A 19516-nucleotide genomic window follows, 5' to 3' on the forward strand; every position below is an offset into this window, starting at 1 on the left:
CCGGCAACGTTTCGCAACATTCGGCCCCACCCCGACGCGGGGCACCACACAACGGCTTTTTGGTCGGATCAAGGCCGCCTTGTCACCGGACCATTACGGTCCTGTCACGGTGCCCGGATCGGCCTCTTGTCAGCCCCCTGCCAGCCTTTCGTCGGCCTTTGGCCCAGTCTCCCGCAACCCGTTCTGCCAGGTCGACGGCTGGGTGCCGAATCCGCGCTTGGCCCGCGTGCCCAGCCAGTAGCCGAACTGCGGAGGAACATTGCGGAACGGCCCCTCGACGCCGAGCTTGAGCGCGGCGTCCATCGGCCAGTTCGGGTTATTGAGGATTTCCCGGCCGACCGCGATCAAATCTGCTTGTTTATCACGCAGGATTTGTTCGGCCTGGTCTCCATGGATGATCAGGCCGACCGCCATGGTCATGATATCGGCATGGGCGCGGACATATTCCGCGAGCGGCACCTGATAATTGTATTTGATCTCCTTGCCCAGGATCGGCGCCATCTCGCTGATTCCGCCCGATGAGCAATCGATCACGTCGACCCCCTTCGCTTTCAGGATCCTGGCGAGCCGCGCGCTCTGCTCCGGGCCCCAGCCGGCGTTGTCCTCGACCGACAGCCGCACGAACAGCGGCTTGTGATCCGGCCAGTGCGCCCGCACCGCCTCGGTGACCTCGATCAGGAAGCGCATCCGGTTGGCTTCCGAGCCGCCATATTCGTCGCTGCGCTGGTTGGAGCGCCCGGAGAGGAATTCGTGCACGAGATAGCCATGGGCGCCGTGCAGTTCCAGCACCTCGAACCCTGCCGCATGGGCGCGTCGTGCCGCCTGCCCCCAGGCTGCGACGAGGTCCTTCACCTCGTGCGTATCCAGCGCGCGCGGCACCGGCCAGCGCTCGCTATGGGCGATCGCGCTCGGCGCCACCGGCGTCCAGGCATCCCAGTCCTCGATCTCGGCGGTGCGTTCGAGCGGACGATCCCCCTCCCAGGGCCGGCTTGCGCGCGCCTTGCGGCCGGAATGACCGAGCTGGATGCCGGCGACCGCGTTCTGCTGCTTGATGAAGCCGACGAGGCGACTGAGCGGCGCGATGAACTTGTCGTCCCAGATGCCGAGATCGCCGATCGTGCCGCAGCCGCGCCGCTCGACCTTGGTCGATTCGACGATCACGAGACCGGCGCCGCCGGCGGCGAACTTGCCGGCATTCATCAGATGCCAGTCGGTCGGAAAGCCCTTCTCGGCGGAATATTGGTGCATCGGCGGCACCACGATGCGGTTCTTCAGCGTGACGCCGCGGATGGTCATTGGCGAAAACAGCAGCATGTCGGACATCGCTTCCTCATTATGCGTCGTTACCCGGCGTGCCGGGACCGATCTTGTGTTTGGCGCGGACGATATACGCGCCGCACGATGGCCGATAGAGGCGCGGTGCGACCACTCAAACGGATCGCTGTAGCCGGCCGCGGCACGTTCGCGATGCTTGTTCCCTCGCGGCGATTTTTCGCGCGCATAGGAAATGATGATCGCGATACGTGTTGTCCCCGGCAACCCAGAGGAGGGACACTCATGAGAACCCGCACAATCGCACTGCTCATCGCCGGTGCCATGGCAACCAGCCCGATACTGGCGCAACACGCGGTTGCCCAGAACCTGCAAAACGAGGCCGACAAGGGTGCCAAGACCCGCAACTCCGGTGAATCCGGCTATGTCGGCGATCAGGACAGGCCCGGCGCGGCCGCAACGCCTCCGGGGCGCCCCGACACGGCCGCCGGTTCCCCAAACGCCACGACGTCCCCGAGCGCTCAAAGTTCCGGAACCGGAATCGCCGGCGCGCCGGGCAACAAGAGCGGGCCGCCCGCCAAGCAAGGCACGGTCGGCTCGAACTCGCAGAACCTGCATGTCCAGGAACAGGATTCGTCGAACATCAAGGGACAACCAGGCAACAAGAGCGGCCCACCCGCAAAGCGCTAGGCTACGCGCCATGCTGACCAGGCGGCCGTGAACCGGGATCGAGTCGCTCAGATATTATTGGGCGGCCTTCCGGCTCGCAGAGAGGTCGGTTGGGCAATTTGCGCCGCATTCAATCGACTTCTTCTGGTCGGCAACGCGCCATACCAGCAACGCGACCAGGACAATGATGGTGACGGTGAGCTTGGCCAATGCATCGTGGTTCAATGTCGGCTCCGCAGAACAATCGGCATAACGGAAAAAATTAGCTGCAAACGGAATGTGACCCCGGCACCCTTTGGGGCCGAAGGCCGACGCTGGAGACGTCCACCAGGCCCGCATTCGATTCGGGCCGGCCGACGTCATGATGGTACGGTCCTGGCGCGGTCTGCAAGCTTCTCAGTCTGCATGGCAGCATGGCACGGCCGGCCGCAGCCTGTTGGAACATTGTCATCGATGTGCGGTTCAGTGGTTGTCCTCTGATTCATTGCCCCAGAGGCACACACCACCTCCTGCGGCCCCAGCCGTCACGCTGGGGCCATAAATCATTGGAGGTGCACCCGGACTGCCGCTCGGCGCGGGGGTGAGCGCAGCGGCTTCCGAGAACCACAATCGATTTGCGCTGGCACACCCGCAAGTGACGCTACTTGCCGACCTCGTACACGTCGGGATCGAAGCTCGAACTCGGATGGGCGAACGCGTGGCGCAGCGCCGGCGACATCGGGACGTTGTAATTGATACCTTTCGGCGGGGTCGGCGCTTCCAGCCACTTCCTGTACATGACCTCGATCTCGGGGCTCTTGTAGAGTTCCGCCGTGGCGCGGTCGGCGAGCACCTTGAACGGGGTGTCCTCCCTGCGCAGCATGATGCCGAACGGCTCTGCCTTCGAGAACGCCTCCTCGCTGATCATGTAGAGCGAAGGCTGCTTCGACCGCGCGATCGCAACCGCAAGCTGGACATCGTCGAGCGCGTAGGCCTGGGCGCGATCGGTCTCCAGCATCAAAAACGCCTCGGCCTGGTCCTTGGCCGGGAGAACGTTGATGCCGAGCTTGCGTTCGGTGTTGACCTTGATGAGCTGCGTGAGGTTCACCGAGCCCGCAACGGCGGTGACGGACTTGCCCTTGAGGTCGTCGATCGTGTTGATGCCAGCGGATTTCTTGGCGGCAAACCGTGTCGCGCTGAGAAAGTGCGTGTTGGTGAAGGTCACCTGCTTCTGGCGGTCCGCGCTGTTGGTGGTCGCCGAGCAATGCAGATCGATCGTGCCGTTGACCATCAGCGGAATGCGGTTCGACGAGGTCACCGGGAGGTAGTCGACGGCGATGTCAGTTACGCCGAGCTCCTTCTTCACGGCATCGACGATCTTCAGGCAGATGTCGAGCGCAAAGCCGATCGGCCGCTGATTGTCGTCGAGATAGCTGAAGGGAACGGAAGCCTCCTGAAAGCCGAGCGTGACCTTCTTCGTCTCCTTGATCTTCTGCAGCGTGCCCGACAGCTCCTCGGCCGCCGCGGGGCTTGCGGCGAGCGTGAGGGCGAAGAAGATGGCGGGCAAACGCATCGGCGGCTCCTGTGCGGTGATCAGGCGGCGGTGATAGCGCACGCATGAGCCCGGAGCCAGATGACGGTGTGTCTAGCAGCTATCGCACTTTGCTATGGTCCGCCTGCCAGAGTTGCAGCCGCAGCCGCGAAGCATCCCTAGCGCTGCGCCCCACCTTCGAGCAGGCGATCGCCGACCAGGCGGACCGCGCCACGGGTCCAGGAATAATCGGCGCCCATCCGCAGGCCGCTGTCGCCGCGTGAGACGACCGCGCCGCTGCGGGCGTCGCGCAGCTGGAAGCCGATCGTGTATTCGGTCCGGCTGACCCGCCTGATCACGCCGATCAGCGATTGATCTGCGCCGAGCTGTTGCGCGATCGCGGCCTCGCAGCCGTCGCAGTCGCGCAGCGCACGCGCCTTGACGGGCTCGGCGGTCGCGCCGCCGGTATCGACCAGGCGGTAGCGGCCCGACTGCGCAAGCCGGTCACGCACGCCCTTGGTCACATCGGCGAGGTAGGCCGCATCGGCGTCGGCAAGGCCGGATGCCGGCGCCGCGGAGGTGTCCTCAAGCTCGAACTCGAACACCGCAAGCCCGATCGGCGCAGCCGTGGCGGTCTGTGCCGGCGGCAACACGGCCGCGAGCACGCCGAGCACCTCGCGCGACACGAACATCCGCGCATGGTCCCATGCGTCGTCATTGTCGCCGCGAAACGTGTAGAGCTTTTCGTACAGCACGCGGCTCCCTTCGACATCGACGACCGCCACCTTGGCCCACTGCACCAGCGTGCTCATCTTCTGCACGCCGCCGACCACCTTGATCCGGGCCTCGCCTGCGGACGCCGCTGCTGGCACCAGGCGATAGCGCGGCTCCGCGGCGACGTCGGCGCGCAGCGCGCGCATGAACGCGTCGAGCCGCTTCTGGTGCACGGCGGTCTGGTCGATCACCTCGCCCGAGGTGTCGACGTAGCTGAAATCATCGATGCTGACGCCAAGGTGAGATGCCGGCACCGTGCCGGTCTCGGCGCGCGGCGGACAAGGTCTGGCCAGAAGGCCGGTCAACGCGAGGGCGAGCAAGACGAGGCGCGACTGGTGCATGATTGGGCCTTTCAGCTGCTGGCGCGGGCGGGTCGGTCGCATCCTGGGCCAACTGGCCTCCGCGCCGCAGCGGAGTGCCTCCCGCCCGGTGCCGGGAAAATTTCACGACGATGGTCCGCGCCCGAAGAACGGCTATGGCAGCGCTTCTCGGCGCCTCCGTTCTGCCGTTTAATGTGCGTGACGACCCTGCCCGCGATCGCGCGCCGAAGTCCGCCTTCGATCTTGAGGATACGCCAATGTGGAATTGGTCCGGAAGCGATCTGAAACTGCGGTTGACGTTGCGCGTGGCGATCGTCTCGACGCTCTGCTTTGCCGTCATCTCCGGCTATTTCCTGATCGAGGCCGACCGCTCGGTGCGCGGGCGGATCGCGGCCGTTGCCGATGTCGCCGCCAAGACGCTGGAGCTGCAGCAGAGCAAGATCCAGTGGCTGAACAATGCGCGCTCCGAATTTCCCGATCTCGACAGCGTTGCCGCCTCGGTCATGACGCCGGGACTGTGCCTCGCCTTTCGCAGCAATAGCGGCGAGATCAGCCAGCGCTTCTGCGGCGGCTCGCAGACTGACACGGCCGCGCCGCCGCTGGCCTTCGCGGCGCTCTATCGCCGCCTGTTCGATCCCTGCCGCGAGGTGGTGCGGCAGGTGGTTTCGCGCGGCAATGCCATCGGCGAGGCCGTGGCCTGGATCGATCCGGCGGTGCCGACCGCCGAGGCCTGGCACGATGCCGGCCGGCTGATGGCGGTGTTCATGATCGCGCTGCCGCTGCTCTGCGCCCTGGTCTATGCGGCGCTGGCGCGCGCGCTGCGTCCGACGCGGCAGATCCGCGACGGGCTCGAGCGGATCGCCGCAGGCGACCTCGCCGCGCGCCTGCCGCCGTTCGATCTCGCCGAACTGTCGGCGATCGGCGATGTCTTCAACCAGCTCGCCGAGCGCCTCGCCGCCGCGCTCTCCGACCGCAACGCGCTGACGCAGAAACTGATCCTGGTGCAGGACGAGGAGCGCCGGCACCTCGCGCGTGAGCTGCATGACGAGTTCGGGCAGTCGCTGGCCGCAATCCGTGCGCTCGCCGCCTCGGCGCGCCAAACCGCGGCCGCGGATTGCCCGCCTTTGCTCGCCGAATGCGACGGCATCGCGCGGACCGCGACCGACATGATGGAGACGTTGCGCGGCGCCCTCTTCCGGCTCCGCCCGCCCGATGTCGACGAACTCGGACTTGCGGCCAGCCTCGAGGGCCTGGTCGCCGGCTGGAACGGCCGCAGCCGCGGACAGCCACGGTTCGAGATCACCATATCGGGATCGTTCGAGCGCCTTGTCGCCTCCGTCAGCGCCAATCTCTACCGCATCGTGCAGGAGGCGCTCACCAACGCCGCCAAGCATGCCGGCGCCACGCGCGTCATGCTGCGGCTTGAGATGCGCGAGGCGCCGCCTGGCGGCGGCGACAGCGCGATCGTGCTCGCGATCGACGATGACGGCCAGCCCGGCGATCCGCAAGGCGATCCCCAGCTCAGGTCCGGCCTCGGCCTGCTCGGCATGCGCGAACGGGTCGCCGCGCTGGGCGGGCGGCTCAGCTTCGAGACCGGACAGCCCAGCGGCTCCTCGCTCCGCGTCATCGTTCCCGTCGCAGCCAGCCGAGAGGCCGCACCGGTGGAGCGCGCGGCATGAGCCACGCGGCGCGCACCATCATGCTGGTCGACGACCACGCCGTCGTCCGGGAGGGCTACCGGGCGATGCTGCAGAAGCAGCCGGGCCTCTGCGTCGTCGCCGAAGCCTCCGACGGTGTCGAGGCCTACCGCCTCTACAAGGAGACCGGGCCCGACCTCGTCATCATGGACCTGTCGATGCCCGGCATCGGCGGCATCGAGGCCATTCGCCGCCTCCGGCAGTGGGACAGGCGCGCAAAAATCCTGGTGTTCACCATGCACCAGAACGCGGCCTTTGCCGTGCAGGCGATCCGCACCGGCGCGAGCGGCTATGTCACCAAGACCAGCCCGCCGGAGACGCTGGTGCACGCCGTGATGGATGCGCTGTCGGGCAAGATCGCGATCAGCCCGGATATCGACCACGAGCTCGCGCTCAGCCACCTTGCCGGCGAGACCAAGGCGGCCGACCTCCTGACCGCGCGGGAATTCGAGGTGCTGCGGATGCTGCTCGCGGAAAACACCACCGAGGAGATCGCCGAGGCACTGCACCTCAGCCCCAAGACGGTCGCGAACCTGCATTCCCTAATCAAGGACAAGCTCGGCGTCGGCACCGATATCGAGTTGGTCCGCCTCGCGCTGCGGCAAGGCATCCTCACGCAGATCGATCTCGGCGAACGCTGAGCCCACGGTGGCACCAGCCAGGCCGCGTACTGGCAAATCGAGCCGCATCTGCCTCCGGGCAAACCGAACATCGAGCCGGCATCGTCGAATGGCCGAGTCTCGAGAAAATCGCGTAACAGACCTCCAGGACAGCCTCGATGCTGGCTCGTCTGGGACATAGTTCAGAACCTGGACTACCTTGGTGGCCCTCGTGATGCTAAAGTTCTCGTCATGAAAGGCTATGGATCATTTTGCCCCGTAGCCAAAGCTGCGGAAATTCTCACGGAGCGGTGGACCCCGCTCCTGCTCCGCGAACTGTTGCTGGGGTCCCACCACTTCAACCAGCTTCGCCGCGGCATCCCGCAGATGTCGCCGACCCTCCTCTCCAAGCGCCTGCAAACGCTAGAAGAAGCCGGGCTAATCTCACGCAGATCAGGCGATAACGGGCATTGGGAGTACCATCCAACCCAGGCAGCCAGGGAAGCCAGGCCAATTATCGATGCAATGGGCTATTGGGGCCACAAATGGGCTCGCAGCCAGCTCACACCCAACGAACTTCACGCGGGCCGGCTCATGTGGAATATGCGCCGTTCGTTCGATCTAAGGCACATTCCATGCGACTTCGTTCTGTACATCGAGATTGCGGACGCTCGGCCAAAGCGCTGGTGGTTTGTTGTGAAGAAGGAGGAAGCCGATCTTTGCTGGGATGACCCCGGCTTCAAGGTCGATATCAGCCTCTATGCGAGTCTGCTGACGCTCGTGCAGATTTTCGTAGACGAGATGCCGCTGCTACGGGCGTGTGAGCTCGGCAAAATCGAGATCGACGGTCCCAGGCATCTTGTGAACAGCATGCGGACTTGGTTCCCACGCAGCAAATATGCCGATGAGGCGCCGGCGGCCGCAGATCGAGTCTCAGCCAGTTGAGGATATCCAGTCCACTTTCTGGACTAGTGGTTCTGCTTGCCTCGGCTATAGCGTTTGCGAATGCGCTCCCGCGCTAAGCATCTCAGCTAAAGGAGGCAAAGATGAGCCGCCCTTCTCTTCTTTCATGCACCCTGTTGTTGATCTTTACTTGTACTTGCGTCAGTCCCGCAGGGGCAGCCCCACCTGCCGACGAACTTTCCTCGGCGGCTGCCAAATGGGATGCCGCCATCAACAACGCAGACTTCGATGCCCTGTTACCGTTGTATGCCGCTGACGCCAGATTGATGCCGCCTGGTGCGCAGCCAGTCACCGGCCCTTTGGCAATCCGTAATTTCTTTGCCGGGCGGGGAAGAAGCGTCAGAGATCACAAGGTTGAGCTGCTCGATGTGTTGCCCATGGGAAAATACGCCTACACCACCTCGCATTTCACGGCCACGCTAGTAATAAATGAGAAGGCGGCGCCAATTTCTGGCAGCACCGTGAGACTGCTTGAACGCCAACCCGACGGGCAGTGGAAGATAAAGTCTCATATCTTCGTCAAGGAATAGATTCGCGGGTGCCACAGCCACACGGTCAGCCACCCCGCAAGCCTGACGGCCCGCAAGTGACGGATGGTCATGCACCTTATTGGCCCTCAGCCGAAGACGGCATTGATCATCGGGACATCGGTTCATTGGGTAAGCCGGACGTCCCTCGGTTTGGTCGCCATTGCCGTGGCTGTCGCCAGATGTTCGATCTCGCCCAACGCTGGGCCCGCGGCGGCGCCAGCAACCAACCCTTGCGAGCCCGCCGGGGATTGGATAGCCTTCTGCTCGCGATGAGCCTCGCAGGCTCATTCGTCCCTCGCGCGACTGGCGAGCTTACGTGGAATTGACCACGGTGAAGCGCGAAGGGTTTCAACGCCGTTCGCCTGGGCAACCCGTTCAGCTGATGATCCAGCGTCTTAGGGAGCCCGGACCATGCCGTCATTCCGCAATGAACTCCATCTCAACGATTCGGAAGTTGCCCTTGCGCTCGAGGGCGAAGAGCGCCGCCAGCAAGACGGCGTCGAGCTGATTCCGTCGGAGAACTACACCTATCCCGAGGTGCTCGAGCTGCTCGGATCGGTGTTCACCAACAAGTATTCCGAGGGCTATCCGGGACGTCGCTATTACGGCGGCCAGGAATTCACCGACCAGATAGAGAACCTTGCCCGCCAGCGCGCTTGCGCGCTGTTCCGCGCCGAACATGCCAACGTTCAGCCTCTGTCCGGGTCGCCAATGAACCAGGCCGTGTATCTCGGCCTGCTGCAGCCCGGCGATACGATCTTGGCGATGGACCTTTCACACGGCGGCCATCTCACTCATGGCGCGCCGGTGTCGCACATGGGGCGGCTCTTCAACTTCGCCCGCTACAAGACGCAGCCGTCAAACGGCGGCGCCATCGATTTCGATGAGCTCCGCGCCATGGCCCGGCACGTCCGCCCGAAGCTGGTGCTGTGCGGCTACAGCTCTTATCCGCGCGATCTGGATTATGCGTCCTTCAAGAGCATCGCCGATGAAGTGGGTGCACTGACCATGGCCGACGTCAGCCATTACGGCGGCCTGATCGCCGGCAACGCCTTGCGCAATCCGCTCGATGCGGGTTTCGACGTGATGACGACGACATCGCACAAGACGCTTCGCGGGCCGCGTGGCGGCATCGTTCTTTGTCGCCGGGAGTTCGCCGGCAAGATAGACGCGTCGGTGTTCCCGGGATTGCAGGGAGGTCCGCACATGAACGTTGTGGCCGGAACCGCGGTCACGCTGAAGAAGGCTTCGACGTCCGATTTTCATGCCTATGCAAGGCTGGTCATGCGCAACGCGAAGGTCCTGGCCGAAGCGTTGATGGAACGCGGCATGACGTTGATCACCGGCGGAACCGACAATCACATGATGGTCGTGGATACCGTGGCCAGCGTCGGCGTGGACGGCAGCGCGGCCGAGAACATCCTCGACGCCGTTGGGATCACCGCAAACAAGCAGATCATTCCCGACGATCCGCATCCGCCGCTCAAGCCGAGCGGCATTCGCCTCGGGACGCCGGCGGCGACCACGCGCGGCATGGGCGAGCCCGAAATGCGCCTGATCGCCGAACTCATTGCGGAGTCCCTCCGGTCGAAGGGAGATGCAGCGGTCGTCAAGCGACTGAGGTCGATCAGCGTCGAGATGTGCCGCGCTTTCCCCGTTCCGGGGATCGCGCCGCCCTCGTAGGCGGCCGACCTGCGTTCCTGTTCCGCGCCCGTCGCGTCACTCGGCAGGTCGTGAAGGTTCCCGGGGGAAGGACCGGAACGGAAATCGTTGCTGTTCGTTGGACCGCATGATCTCGAAGCGGAGCGTCCAACGCCGTGACCCGGAAAACCTTGCAAGCACGCTCGGAACAGGCGCTCGTCGTCATCATTCTCAGCACCGGTGCGCTGATCGGTTACCTCGGCTTGGCGCTGTCCAGGCTGTGAGAGCGACGCCGGCGGGCACCAAGCCGCCGGCAGGTATCAAGTCGCTTGGTACCCTGAAAGCGCGCGCGCGTGCCACTGAGTTGCCCGACGCGGCAAGCCAAGCCCCGTAGCAAAAATATAGGGTGAAACGAAGAGCAAGGCTCGGACAGATCATGTCGCGAGAATGCGGATGTTTGACGCACAAGCGACGACACCCGCCGTCGTCCCGGCGAAGGCCGGGACCCCTTACCCCAAATCTCAATTGTTGCGCGACGCTGGGGCCACGATCCCGTTCCTGATCAAATGCGGTGGTTATGGGTCCCGGCCTTCGCCGGGACGACGGTGGTGTGCGCGGGAACAGTCTCGCGATGGATGCAACGCCACGTACAATCCACACACCGGTCACTGAAATCGAGGACATTGCCGCCTGCCCGCAATTCTCGTACACGGTTTCATGCAATGACCTCGCAATTCACTCCCAACTCCGTCGACGTGCTGCTGTTCGATATCGGCCGCGTCGTGCTCGACATCAACTTTGACAAGGTGATGGCGCACTGGGCGCAGCATGCCGGGTGTGCGCCCGCCGAGCTCGCCACGCGCTTTGTCGTCGACGACAGTTTCAAGCATCATGAGATCGGCCGGATCGACGACGCGGCATTCTTCGAGAATCTGCGCCGGACGCTCGGCATCAACATCACGGACGCCCAGTTCCTCGAAGGCTGGAATGCGATCTTCACCGGCGAGATGCCGGGCATCGCCCCGCTGCTCGCGGCGGCCGCCAAGCGGATGCCGCTCTACGCCTTCTCCAACACCAATCCGGCCCATGTCGCGCATTTCTCGGTCACCCATGCCGAGCTGCTCAGCCATTTCCGCAACGTCTTCCTGTCCTCGAGCATCGGCTTCCGCAAACCCGACGCCGAGGCCTATGATCATGTGGTAAAAGCCATCGGCGTGCCGGCGTCGCGGATCCTGTTTTTCGACGACCTGGCCGCCAATATCGAAGGTGCGCGGGCCCGCGGCCTTTATGCTATCCACGTGACATCGACGGATGACGTGGCAAGGGCTTTGACCGCACTTGGAATTTGAAGATTAGGAATTGAGGAACTCTGAGCGTGGCCCTGATGCCGGTTGCCGATGCCCTGTCCGCCGTCCTCGCCGGCGCCGAACCGCTGCCGGAGGAGATGGTCGCGCTCGATGCCGCCTACCACCGCACGCTTGCGCACGACCTCGCGGCGCTCCGCACCCAGCCGCCGCAGCCGATGTCGGCGATGGACGGCTATGCGGTGCGCGCCGCCGATGCGGCTGATCTAAAGGCCCGGCTCAAGGTGATCGGCGAAGTCGCCGCCGGCCGGCCGTTCGACCGGACGGTCGGCGCCGGCGAGGCGGTGCGGATCTTCACCGGCGGCGTGATCCCCAATGGCGCCGACGCGGTGATCATCCAGGAGGACACCGCCGTCGACGGCGACCACATCACGATCACGGAGGCCGCCAGCGTCGGGCGGCACATCCGCCCGGCTGGGGTCGACTTCCGTGAGGGCGAGGTGCTGCTCGCCGGCGGCAGCCGCCTGTCCGACCGCGCGCTGTCGCTGGCGGCCGCCATGAACTATCCGGGACTTGCGGTGCGCCGCCGCCCGAAGGTCGCGGTGCTGGCGACCGGCGACGAGCTGGTGATGCCGGGCTCGCAGCCCGGCCCCGGCCAGATCGTCTATTCCAACGGCTACGCGCTGCGGGCGCTGGCGCGCGCCGAGGGCGCCGAGACCGTCGACCTCGGCGTTGCCGCCGACACGGTGGAGGCGACCACGGCGGGCATCCGCCGGGCGCGCGAGGCCGGTGCCGATGTCCTGATCACGACAGGCGGCGCCTCGGTCGGCGACCACGATCTCGTCAAGCGGTCGCTGGAAGCCGAGGGCGTCGACATGACGTTCTGGCGGATTGCGATGCGGCCCGGCAAGCCGATGATGCATGGCCGGCTCGGCGCGATGAGGGTGATCGGCCTGCCCGGCAATCCGGTGTCGTCCTATGTCTGCGCCTTCCTGTTCCTGGTGCCGTTGATTCGGGCGCTGAGCGGCCGGAAAGTGATTCATCATCGCCGCACGAGCGCCCTGCTCGGCCGCGACCTCGCCGCCAACGACCAGCGCGAGGACTATCTGCGTGCACGGCTCGAAGCGCGCGAGGACGGCACGTTGATCGCAACGCCGGTGACGCAGCAGGACTCGTCGTTGCTCGGGAATCTCGCTGCGGCACGGGCACTTCTCGTGCGCCCGCCGTTCGCGGCGGCGGCCGTCGAAGGCAGCGAATGCGAGATCCTGACACTGCCCGAATAGGGTTTTCGCGCCCCGCCGATTGTGCGTTGCCCGACACGTTCACCGGAAATTAAGTGGTTGCGGAACACATATCGAACATATAGTGTCCGTTCATGATTTGTTTCGAGTGCTGGTGTCTACATTCGGGAAGCTGCATGGAAGCAGGTGCATCGAGCACATGCTCCTGAGGTCAGGCCCGGCCTGCAGGCCCCACCAGAAGAGTCTCGGAATCGAACGACGCTATCAACCGGGGGAATACTCGAGATGCTCACGCGCAAACAGTACGAACTACTGCGTTTCATCAATGAACGTCTGAAAGAGGCCGGCGTACCGCCCTCCTTCGACGAGATGAAGGATGCGCTCGACCTGCGCTCGAAGTCCGGTATCCACCGCCTGATCACTGCGCTGGAGGAGCGCGGCTTCATCCGCCGTCTGCCGAACCGCGCCCGCGCCATCGAGGTCATCAAGCTGCCCGAACTCTCGGCCGGCGGCGGCAACGGTCGCCGCGGCTTCACGCCCAGCGTCATCGAAGGCACCCTCGGCCGGCGCGCCAGCACGCCGCCGATTGCCGAGGACGACGGCAACCGTCCGGTCGCGGTCCCCGTGATGGGCCGGATCGCCGCCGGTACGCCGATCGAGGCGCTGCAGACCCGCAGCCACACCATCAGCGTGCCGCCCGACATGCTCGGCGCCGGCGAGCACTACGCGCTCGAGGTACGCGGCGACTCGATGGTCGATGCCGGCATCCTCGACGGCGACATGGCGCTGATCCAGCGCAACGACGTCGCCAATACCGGCGACATCGTGGTGGCGCTGATCGACGAGGAGGAAGCGACCCTGAAGCGCTTCCGCCGCCGCGGCGCATCGATCGCGCTCGAGCCGGCCAACACCGCCTATGAAGTGCGCATCCTGCCGCCGAACCGGGTCCGCATCCAGGGCAAGCTGATCGGCCTTTATCGCAAATACTGAATTGCAAATACTTGCGGCGGCCGGGAACGAGCAACACGTCGGATCGTTCCTTGCATGATAGTGTAGCGTACGGCCTGCCCGATGCGCTCCGATACCTCTCGCGCAGCGTCGCGTGTTTGTGATCGGAGCGATCTCGGACCAGTCGTACAATCGCCCAGAAACGAGCAGACGCTCGTTCGCTATCGTCCACTCTGGTAGAGGCCCTAATGCCTCAAGGAGAGGCAGGGGTCGCTACCTCGAAATGAGGAGCCATCCGATGTGTGACTATAGTCTGCACGCCGTGGCATCGCGCCCCGCCATTGTCGGAGAGACGCTGATCACGACGACGTTCCGCGGCACGTCGACCCGCGGCTTTGCTTCGGAGAATGACCCCACTGTCGCGGTCTGCATGCTGCCGGGCACCGAGCTCGCTTTCGCCGAGAACGTTCGCTACGACAGCCGCTGGATCTGGACCAAGACGCTGAACTATCGCGTCGGCGTATTCAACGAAGTCGAGCCCGACGTGCCCGATCGGCATCATGATGCGGTCGAATTCCCCGACGGCAGCCATGTGCTGGTGACCCAGCTGGTCGAGGGACAGCGCGTCAGCGTGCTGCAATTGCCGGCGCTGCATCCGCCGGTCGAGCAGAAGCCGAAGGTTGTGGAGCGGCGGCCTTCCGCATTCGCAACGCTGTTTTTGGGTTGAGCGCATCGTCGCCGTGGAATGAGCTGTTCGGCGGCGGATGACCTAAGCAATTTCGGGCGACCCCGGACTCCCGCTTCCGGGGCGCAGAAGGAGATTTGCGTCGGCCGGCACCTTGGCGCATCATCGGGTACGGAGGACGTGCGCGGTGGTCGATAAGGTCACATGGCAAAAGGCTGGACGCGTCACGGAACCGGGCCGCTACATGTTCCGGTTCGGTTGGCTGACGGTAACGGCCGACGACCTGAAAGTCTGGGAGCAATTTCCCGAGGCTTCCTTCACTCTCGTCAAGAAGCCCGACGCCGGCCCCGACTCCGACGAATACCATCTCGGCCTGTTCGAGCTGCCGAGCGCGCCCTTGCCGGACCACGGCTAATCATCGCCCTGCAGATCGGTCTCGGCCGGCGTCGCATCCACCGCAGGCCGCGGCGCGGGGGCGCGTAGCGTCGTCTCGCTCTCGCCGTCGCCGGGAACCGCCGGCGACCACGGCCGGTCGATCCCGCCGGGCTTGACCGCATCGACGACGTAGCCGTCCCTGCTCCGTCGCAGCACCAGCGCGCCGTGGCGGCGCAGCCGCTCGGCATCGATCACCGATGCCGCGCAGCCCTGCGGCGCCGGCCGCGCCGTCACGATCAGGCCTGCGCGCTCGCAGTCGTCCACTAGGGCCTCCGGCCGGGTCGCCGGCGCGACGAAGGCGCCGCCGGGTCCCTAGGTCACGCAGCCGCTGGCATCGCAGGAGACGCCCTCGCCGAGCGACGCATCGGTGGCGGTGCGCGCGTCGGCGTCCGCCGCCAGCCACTCCTTGACCAAAAATGCATCCTTGGCGCTGTGCATTAGATGCAGCCGTCCATCACCGCCACGCACCGCGACATTGCGGCCGTCGCCCGAGATCAGCACGTCCGGCTGCGGCACCCTGAGCGCCCAGACCGAGGCCACCAGCAGCAGCACCGCACCTGACCAGCGCAGCGGCGTGCGCAGCAGCCCGAGCAGGATGATGCCGGCGCTCGCTGCGATCAGCGGCCCGATGCCGAACGCCGCCATGCGGCCGACCGCGCCCGGGAGTGCGGCGCCCCATTGCGTCACCAGGATCATCCAGTCGATGCCAAGACCCATGATCGCCCAGAACACGCCGTCGAAGCCGAACGGCATGGCGACGAGCCCCAGCAGGCCGGCCGGCATCACGACCGCCGAGACCACCGGCATCGCCGCGAGGTTGGCGAGCAGCCCGTAGGGCGTCACGCGGTGGAAATGGAATGCGGCATAGGGCGTCGTCGCCAGCCCCGCCACCAGCGAGGCCAGCATCAGCATCGTGAGCTCGCGCCCGCCCCACAGCGCGACGCGCGCGGTCGCCGAATGGTCGGGCGACGCCAGCAGGTTCGGCAGCCCGATCTGCACCAGCGCCACCAGCCCGAGCGTCGCGGCGAACGACATCTGGAAACTGGAATGCACCAGCGCCTCCGGCGCGATCGCGAGCACGATCAGCGCTGCCACCGCCAGCGTGCGAAAGGTGATGGCCCGGCGGTCGACGATCACGGCGAGCAGCACCACGGCGGTCATGAAGAATGACCGCTGGGTCGCGACCTCCGCGCCCGACAGCAGAAGATAGAATGCGGCGGCGACCAGCGCGGCCGCCGCCGCCCATTTCTTGATCGGATGCGCCGCCGTCAGCGCCGGAAACAGCGCGAGCAGCGCGCGCACCGCGAAAAACACGACGCCGGCGACCACGGCCATGTGGTAGCCGGAGATCGACAGCACGTGGCCGAGTCCCGAGATGAACATCGCATCGTTGACCGGCGACGAGATCGCATCGCGCCGGCCGGTGAGCAAGGCGGTCGCGATCGCGCGCTGGTCGCCGTCGAGCGTGGTGCGAATCCGCGCGTCGATGGTGTCGCGCAGGCCCTGCATGAAGGCGGCGTAGCGCAGCGCAAAGCCGCCGGTCGCAGGCGGCTCCCTGGTCTTGACGGCGCCCATCACGAAGCCGGAGGCGCCGATGCCCTGGAAATACAGGTCGCGGCCGAAATCATAGGAGCCCGGGCGCTGTGGCCCGAGCGGCGGCATCAGCCGTGCCTTCAATTCAACGAAGCTGCCGACATCGGGCGCGGTGCCCTTCTTCACCGAGAGCCGGACCCGATCGAGCTTCGTCATGTCGCGCGGGCTCTCCATCGAAACCACACGCAGCACGAAACGATCGGTCTTCTCGCGGATGTCGCGCGTCTCGACGAAGCCGGTCAGCGCCACCGAGAACATCGGCCGCGCCAGCACCGTGTGAGCGACGCGCGCCGTCTTCCAGGTCGCCGTCGCAAAGCCCGCGGCGACCGCGGCCAGCATCACGATGACGGGAAACACGCTGCGCCGCCGCAGCAGCAGCGCCAGCAGGCAGAGCAGGATTGCGGCGGTGGCCGCGACCGACAGCACCGGCTCGTGCTCGGCCGCGAAATAGAACGCGATGCCGGTGCCGAACGCCACCGGCACCCAGGGCAACAGGCGGCCCGCCCCCGCCTCCGCGCGCGCCCATTGCCGCAATGTCTCGACGAGAGGCTTCCAGATCCCGGCGCGCGCCCGGGAGAAAGCCTCCGATCGGCGCAGCCGTGCGCGGCGGCCACGTCCCCGCGTAGCCGCGTTTGCCGCCCGGCGTCGTGCCCTGCTCCGCCATTCCGCCTGCGATCCCTGCCGGGCGGCAGGCTAGCGGATGGCCCCGTCGCCCAGCGGAACGGATGCAGAATACGGACCGGGAACGCCCGGGGTACCTGGATCGTCCTGCGCCTTGCCTAGCTCGCGCCGGGCCACAGCTGCCGCCTGCGTCAAATCGATCGAGCCGAAAGTCTCACTAAGATACCGATCACATTAGGAATAGACTGTCCTGATGCCTCCACTCCCAAATAGACAGGGATGAGGCAGTGACGGCTCGCGGCACTTGAAGGCCGCTGGAGCTCCTCTCAGGTGGCCACAACTCCCCTGAGATCAGGCGTTGCGGACGAACGCGCAAATCTCGCCTGTAACGCCGTGCACCACGCGCACTCCGCGAGCGGATAGATCGCTGAAAAACGCGAGGAGTAGCGTTTGCTTTTGAGAGGAGCAGCACATGGCAATTCAAGTACCAAGCGATTTTCGCCGCGTGATTGTCGCTGCGTCAGTGGGAAACATCATTGAATGGTACGACTTTTATATTTTTGGCAGCCTGGCCGCCGTTCTGTCGGTCAAGTTCTTTGAGCAATCCCACCCCGTCGCAGCCCTGCTGAGCACGATCGCGCTGTTCACTGCGGGATTCCTGATCCGCCCGCTGGGGGCCTTCCTGTTCGGATGGATGGGCGATCGGGTCGGCCGCAAATATACATTCCTCATTACGCTGAGCGGAATGGGCCTGGGAACGGGAGCGATCGGACTGATCCCAACTTATCAGTCGATCGGCCTGACGGCCGCATTCGTTCTGTTCGGCTTGCGGATGATCCAGGGTCTCTGCCTGGGCGGCGAATATGGCGGCGCCATCACCTACGTCGCCGAGCATGTTCCGGACGACAGCCGCGGCTACTACACGGGCTGGCTACAAACCTCGCCGACGCTCGGGATCGTGGTGTCGCTGGCGGTGATCGTTCTGACCCGAACCTGGGCCGGCAATCAGGCCTTTGACGAATGGGCGTGGCGCGTACCGTTCCTGGTCTCGTTCGTGCTGGTGGCCATCGCCATCTACATCCGCCTGCAACTCCAGGAGACGCCGATTTTCCAGGAGATCAAGGCACAGGGACAGATGACCAGGAATCCCTGGCGGGAAGCCTTCCTCAGCGCCAACATCAAGTACATCCTGATCGCTATCGTCGTCCTGATTGGACAGGGCGTGGTCTGGTACAGTGGTCAATTCTGGGCACTGTACTTCCTGCAGCAGGTCTCCAAGGTCGATGCGGTTACCTCGGCCTACATCGTGGGAGCCGCATTGTTGATCGCAACGCCGAGCCTGATCTTCTTTGGTTGGCTGTCGGATCAGATCGGCCGCAAGTCCGTGATCCTCGGAGGAATGCTGCTTGCCGCGATCACCTACTATCCGCTGTATCTGTGGCTCGGCATGGTCACGCAACCGGGACACATCAACTATCCGGTCGCCGTCTTCATCATCTTCATCCTCGTCTGCTACGTCGGGATGGTGTACGGGCCGGTCGGCGCGTTCCTGGCGGAGTTTTTCCCGGCCAGGATCAGGTACACCTCGGTCTCGGTGCCGTATCATATCGGCAATGGTTGGGGCGGCGGATTGGTGCCGTTCATCACATCAGCCGCCTTCGCGGCGACCGGCAGCATCGGCTATGCGCTGATCTACCCGATTGTCGTTCCCGCGGTGTGCTTCGTGATCGCCGTTTTCATCATGCCCGAAACACGCAAGACCAGAATTTGGGAGCAGATCGAGGCGAAAGCCGCATCGTGACGGAGTCGCCTTGCTGACGGGCGACTACAGCTCCGTTCCGACGGGATCGGAACGGGACTCTCGAAGCTTGTCTCGACGCGTTTTCCTTACGCGAGCCGCTATCCACGTCGCTCGAAAGCGCTCTCACCCTGCAGCAGGCGCCATGGCCGCCGTCCAGCGAGTGCGGGACGACGCTTCTGAATCGTCCCACACCCGCCGTCTCTGGCGAGATGTCTCTGCAGAACCTGCATCCGCGTTACGTCGGAGCGGCATGGAGGGGATCCCGCGCCACGCAAATCCCCGCTCCGGCCGCCTTTGGTTGGCGGTCAGGCCAGCGTCTCAGTCAGCTTCCTCTCAGCCAGCTCGGTGATGCCAGCGATCGTGCCACCAGGTGGCGAAATCACGATCCATCGTCAGCTCCCAGCACGCGAGCACGATCACCACGACCCCGGCGAGCACGCTGCTCGTCGTGACCGATCCCTGCTGGTAGCCGAACGTCCAGGGTGCCACCACCAGAGCCAACCCCATCAGCATCTCGCCCCATTCCTCCAGATAGGACGGAATGATGAATGCCTCCAGGGCGAACAGCACGACGCCCAATCCGAGCGCGATGGATATCCAGAGAGCTGCCCCGGAAAAGCCCAGTGCAAACGGCGATGCGACCAGCCAGGCGCCTACCAACAGGCTGGCAGCATCCTGCCAGTGTTGAATGCGCATGATCCTCACCTCCTTCTTCCGAAGACATGGTGCGGCGCGGACAAAAAAGCATCCGTCCGACCTGCGATGTGTTGCCGCTGCTGATCCGCGAGCCGACGACCTTGCTGCCGTCCGGGCGCCCGGAAGCCGCGTTCCGCAGCCTACGACCTTGGTCCCTCCTCGCAATGCAGCGCGATCCGGATAGCCTGCGAGTTGGGTGCAGCCGCGAGGCGCCCGG

General features: G+C 65.1%; 17 protein-coding genes, 1 pseudogene and 1 riboswitch. Of the genes and pseudogenes, 12 read left to right on the plus strand and 6 right to left on the minus strand.

The genetic code is table 11. The annotated features are described in order from the left end of the window. Window positions 1–129 precede the first annotated feature (129 nt). Window positions 130–1323, minus strand: a complete 1194-nt coding sequence (locus tag ACVMDN_RS17825; RefSeq protein ID WP_253639771.1) for an NADH:flavin oxidoreductase/NADH oxidase — start codon at window positions 1321–1323, stop codon at window positions 130–132. A gap of 234 nt (window positions 1324–1557) precedes the next feature. On the opposite strand from ACVMDN_RS17825, the gene ACVMDN_RS17830 reads away from it, so the two are divergent. Further along, on the plus strand, window positions 1558–1962 hold the full coding sequence (locus ACVMDN_RS17830; RefSeq protein ID WP_076825434.1) for a hypothetical protein: 405 nt from the start codon (window positions 1558–1560) through the stop codon (window positions 1960–1962). Between the two features lie 54 nt (window positions 1963–2016). Here the strand turns inward: ACVMDN_RS17830 and ACVMDN_RS17835 are convergent, their stop codons facing one another. The 3 genes from ACVMDN_RS17835 to ACVMDN_RS17845 all read right to left on the minus strand — a co-directional run bounded on the left by ACVMDN_RS17835 (window position 2017) and on the right by ACVMDN_RS17845 (window position 4566). Beyond that, entirely contained in the window at window positions 2017–2304 is a 288-nt protein-coding gene (locus tag ACVMDN_RS17835) for a hypothetical protein (RefSeq protein WP_143270718.1), read from the minus strand. Window positions 2305–2581: 277 nt separating this feature from the next. Beyond that, window positions 2582–3493, minus strand: a complete 912-nt coding sequence (locus ACVMDN_RS17840) for an amino acid ABC transporter substrate-binding protein (RefSeq protein ID WP_310884644.1) — start codon at window positions 3491–3493, stop codon at window positions 2582–2584. 137 nt (window positions 3494–3630) lie between these two features. Then, a complete protein-coding gene (locus tag ACVMDN_RS17845; RefSeq protein ID WP_310884643.1) occupies window positions 3631–4566 on the minus strand; it encodes a DUF3280 domain-containing protein in 936 nt (311 codons plus the stop codon). Window positions 4567–4802: 236 nt separating this feature from the next. Here ACVMDN_RS17845 and ACVMDN_RS17850 point away from each other — a divergent pair, with 236 nt between their 5' ends. The 10 genes from ACVMDN_RS17850 (at window position 4803) to ACVMDN_RS17895 (ending at window position 14568) form a co-directional block, all read left to right on the plus strand. Then, on the plus strand, window positions 4803–6224 hold the full coding sequence (locus ACVMDN_RS17850) for a sensor histidine kinase (RefSeq protein ID WP_076825503.1): 1422 nt from the start codon (window positions 4803–4805) through the stop codon (window positions 6222–6224). Beyond that, window positions 6221–6883 carry a response regulator gene (locus ACVMDN_RS17855; protein ID WP_456835083.1) on the plus strand — a complete coding sequence of 221 codons (663 nt, stop codon included), beginning with the start codon at window positions 6221–6223 and terminating at the stop codon, window positions 6881–6883. Before ACVMDN_RS17850 ends, ACVMDN_RS17855 begins: the two co-directional genes overlap by 4 nt. 210 nt (window positions 6884–7093) lie before the next feature. Beyond that, window positions 7094–7786, plus strand: coding sequence for a winged helix-turn-helix transcriptional regulator (locus ACVMDN_RS17860; RefSeq protein ID WP_076825429.1), 693 nt, complete (start codon window positions 7094–7096; stop codon window positions 7784–7786). Between the two features lie 101 nt (window positions 7787–7887). Then, complete coding sequence (locus tag ACVMDN_RS17865) at window positions 7888–8334, plus strand: YybH family protein (RefSeq protein WP_076825427.1); 447 nt, start codon at window positions 7888–7890, stop codon at window positions 8332–8334. Window positions 8335–8623: 289 nt separating this feature from the next. Then, window positions 8624–8709, plus strand: a riboswitch (ZMP/ZTP riboswitch). 36 nt (window positions 8710–8745) lie between these two features. Further along, complete coding sequence (locus ACVMDN_RS17870) at window positions 8746–10017, plus strand: serine hydroxymethyltransferase (RefSeq protein WP_253639768.1); 1272 nt, start codon at window positions 8746–8748, stop codon at window positions 10015–10017. Between the two features lie 680 nt (window positions 10018–10697). Continuing rightward, complete coding sequence (locus ACVMDN_RS17875; RefSeq protein ID WP_076825423.1) at window positions 10698–11324, plus strand: HAD family hydrolase; 627 nt, start codon at window positions 10698–10700, stop codon at window positions 11322–11324. Window positions 11325–11350: 26 nt separating this feature from the next. After that, window positions 11351–12562, plus strand: a complete 1212-nt coding sequence (locus ACVMDN_RS17880) for a molybdopterin molybdotransferase MoeA (RefSeq protein ID WP_076825422.1) — start codon at window positions 11351–11353, stop codon at window positions 12560–12562. Between the two features lie 243 nt (window positions 12563–12805). Beyond that, entirely contained in the window at window positions 12806–13510 is a 705-nt protein-coding gene (gene lexA / locus ACVMDN_RS17885) for a transcriptional repressor LexA (protein ID WP_016841600.1), read from the plus strand. Window positions 13511–13766: 256 nt separating this feature from the next. Further along, window positions 13767–14195 (plus strand): hypothetical protein, encoded by a 429-nt coding sequence (locus ACVMDN_RS17890; RefSeq protein WP_026192810.1) that lies wholly within the window; start codon window positions 13767–13769, stop codon window positions 14193–14195. Window positions 14196–14340: 145 nt separating this feature from the next. Then, window positions 14341–14568: a hypothetical protein gene (locus tag ACVMDN_RS17895; RefSeq protein ID WP_076825420.1), complete on the plus strand. Its 228-nt coding sequence runs from the start codon at window positions 14341–14343 to the stop codon at window positions 14566–14568. Here ACVMDN_RS17895 and ACVMDN_RS17900 read toward each other — a convergent pair. Further along, window positions 14565–16845, minus strand: a pseudogene (locus ACVMDN_RS17900) (ComEC/Rec2 family competence protein). The gene ACVMDN_RS17895 and the pseudogene ACVMDN_RS17900 sit on opposite strands and share 4 nt — an antisense overlap. 429 nt (window positions 16846–17274) lie before the next feature. On the opposite strand from ACVMDN_RS17900, the gene ACVMDN_RS17905 reads away from it, so the two are divergent. After that, complete coding sequence (locus ACVMDN_RS17905; protein ID WP_057016507.1) at window positions 17275–18603, plus strand: MFS transporter; 1329 nt, start codon at window positions 17275–17277, stop codon at window positions 18601–18603. Between the two features lie 333 nt (window positions 18604–18936). Here ACVMDN_RS17905 and ACVMDN_RS17910 read toward each other — a convergent pair whose 3' ends face one another. Then, complete coding sequence (locus ACVMDN_RS17910; protein WP_076825399.1) at window positions 18937–19299, minus strand: SPW repeat domain-containing protein; 363 nt, start codon at window positions 19297–19299, stop codon at window positions 18937–18939. Between the last annotated feature and the right edge of the window lie 217 nt (window positions 19300–19516).

This window comes from Bradyrhizobium sp. USDA 4510 (assembly GCF_054059095.1).

Coding starts and splice junctions, on each gene's coding strand:
- ACVMDN_RS17825 (WP_253639771.1), bottom strand. CDS start 1,323: ATGTCCGACATGCTGCTGTTTTCGCCAATGACCATCCGCGGCGTCACG.
- ACVMDN_RS17830 (WP_076825434.1), top strand. CDS start 1,558: ATGAGAACCCGCACAATCGCACTGCTCATCGCCGGTGCCATGGCAACC.
- ACVMDN_RS17835 (WP_143270718.1), bottom strand. CDS start 2,304: ATGACGTCGGCCGGCCCGAATCGAATGCGGGCCTGGTGGACGTCTCCA.
- ACVMDN_RS17840 (WP_310884644.1), bottom strand. CDS start 3,493: ATGCGTTTGCCCGCCATCTTCTTCGCCCTCACGCTCGCCGCAAGCCCC.
- ACVMDN_RS17845 (WP_310884643.1), bottom strand. CDS start 4,566: ATGCACCAGTCGCGCCTCGTCTTGCTCGCCCTCGCGTTGACCGGCCTT.
- ACVMDN_RS17850 (WP_076825503.1), top strand. CDS start 4,803: ATGTGGAATTGGTCCGGAAGCGATCTGAAACTGCGGTTGACGTTGCGC.
- ACVMDN_RS17855 (WP_456835083.1), top strand. CDS start 6,221: ATGAGCCACGCGGCGCGCACCATCATGCTGGTCGACGACCACGCCGTC.
- ACVMDN_RS17860 (WP_076825429.1), top strand. CDS start 7,094: ATGAAAGGCTATGGATCATTTTGCCCCGTAGCCAAAGCTGCGGAAATT.
- ACVMDN_RS17865 (WP_076825427.1), top strand. CDS start 7,888: ATGAGCCGCCCTTCTCTTCTTTCATGCACCCTGTTGTTGATCTTTACT.
- ACVMDN_RS17870 (WP_253639768.1), top strand. CDS start 8,746: ATGCCGTCATTCCGCAATGAACTCCATCTCAACGATTCGGAAGTTGCC.
- ACVMDN_RS17875 (WP_076825423.1), top strand. CDS start 10,698: ATGACCTCGCAATTCACTCCCAACTCCGTCGACGTGCTGCTGTTCGAT.
- lexA (WP_016841600.1), top strand. CDS start 12,806: ATGCTCACGCGCAAACAGTACGAACTACTGCGTTTCATCAATGAACGT.
- ACVMDN_RS17890 (WP_026192810.1), top strand. CDS start 13,767: ATGTGTGACTATAGTCTGCACGCCGTGGCATCGCGCCCCGCCATTGTC.
- ACVMDN_RS17905 (WP_057016507.1), top strand. CDS start 17,275: ATGGCAATTCAAGTACCAAGCGATTTTCGCCGCGTGATTGTCGCTGCG.
- ACVMDN_RS17910 (WP_076825399.1), bottom strand. CDS start 19,299: ATGCGCATTCAACACTGGCAGGATGCTGCCAGCCTGTTGGTAGGCGCC.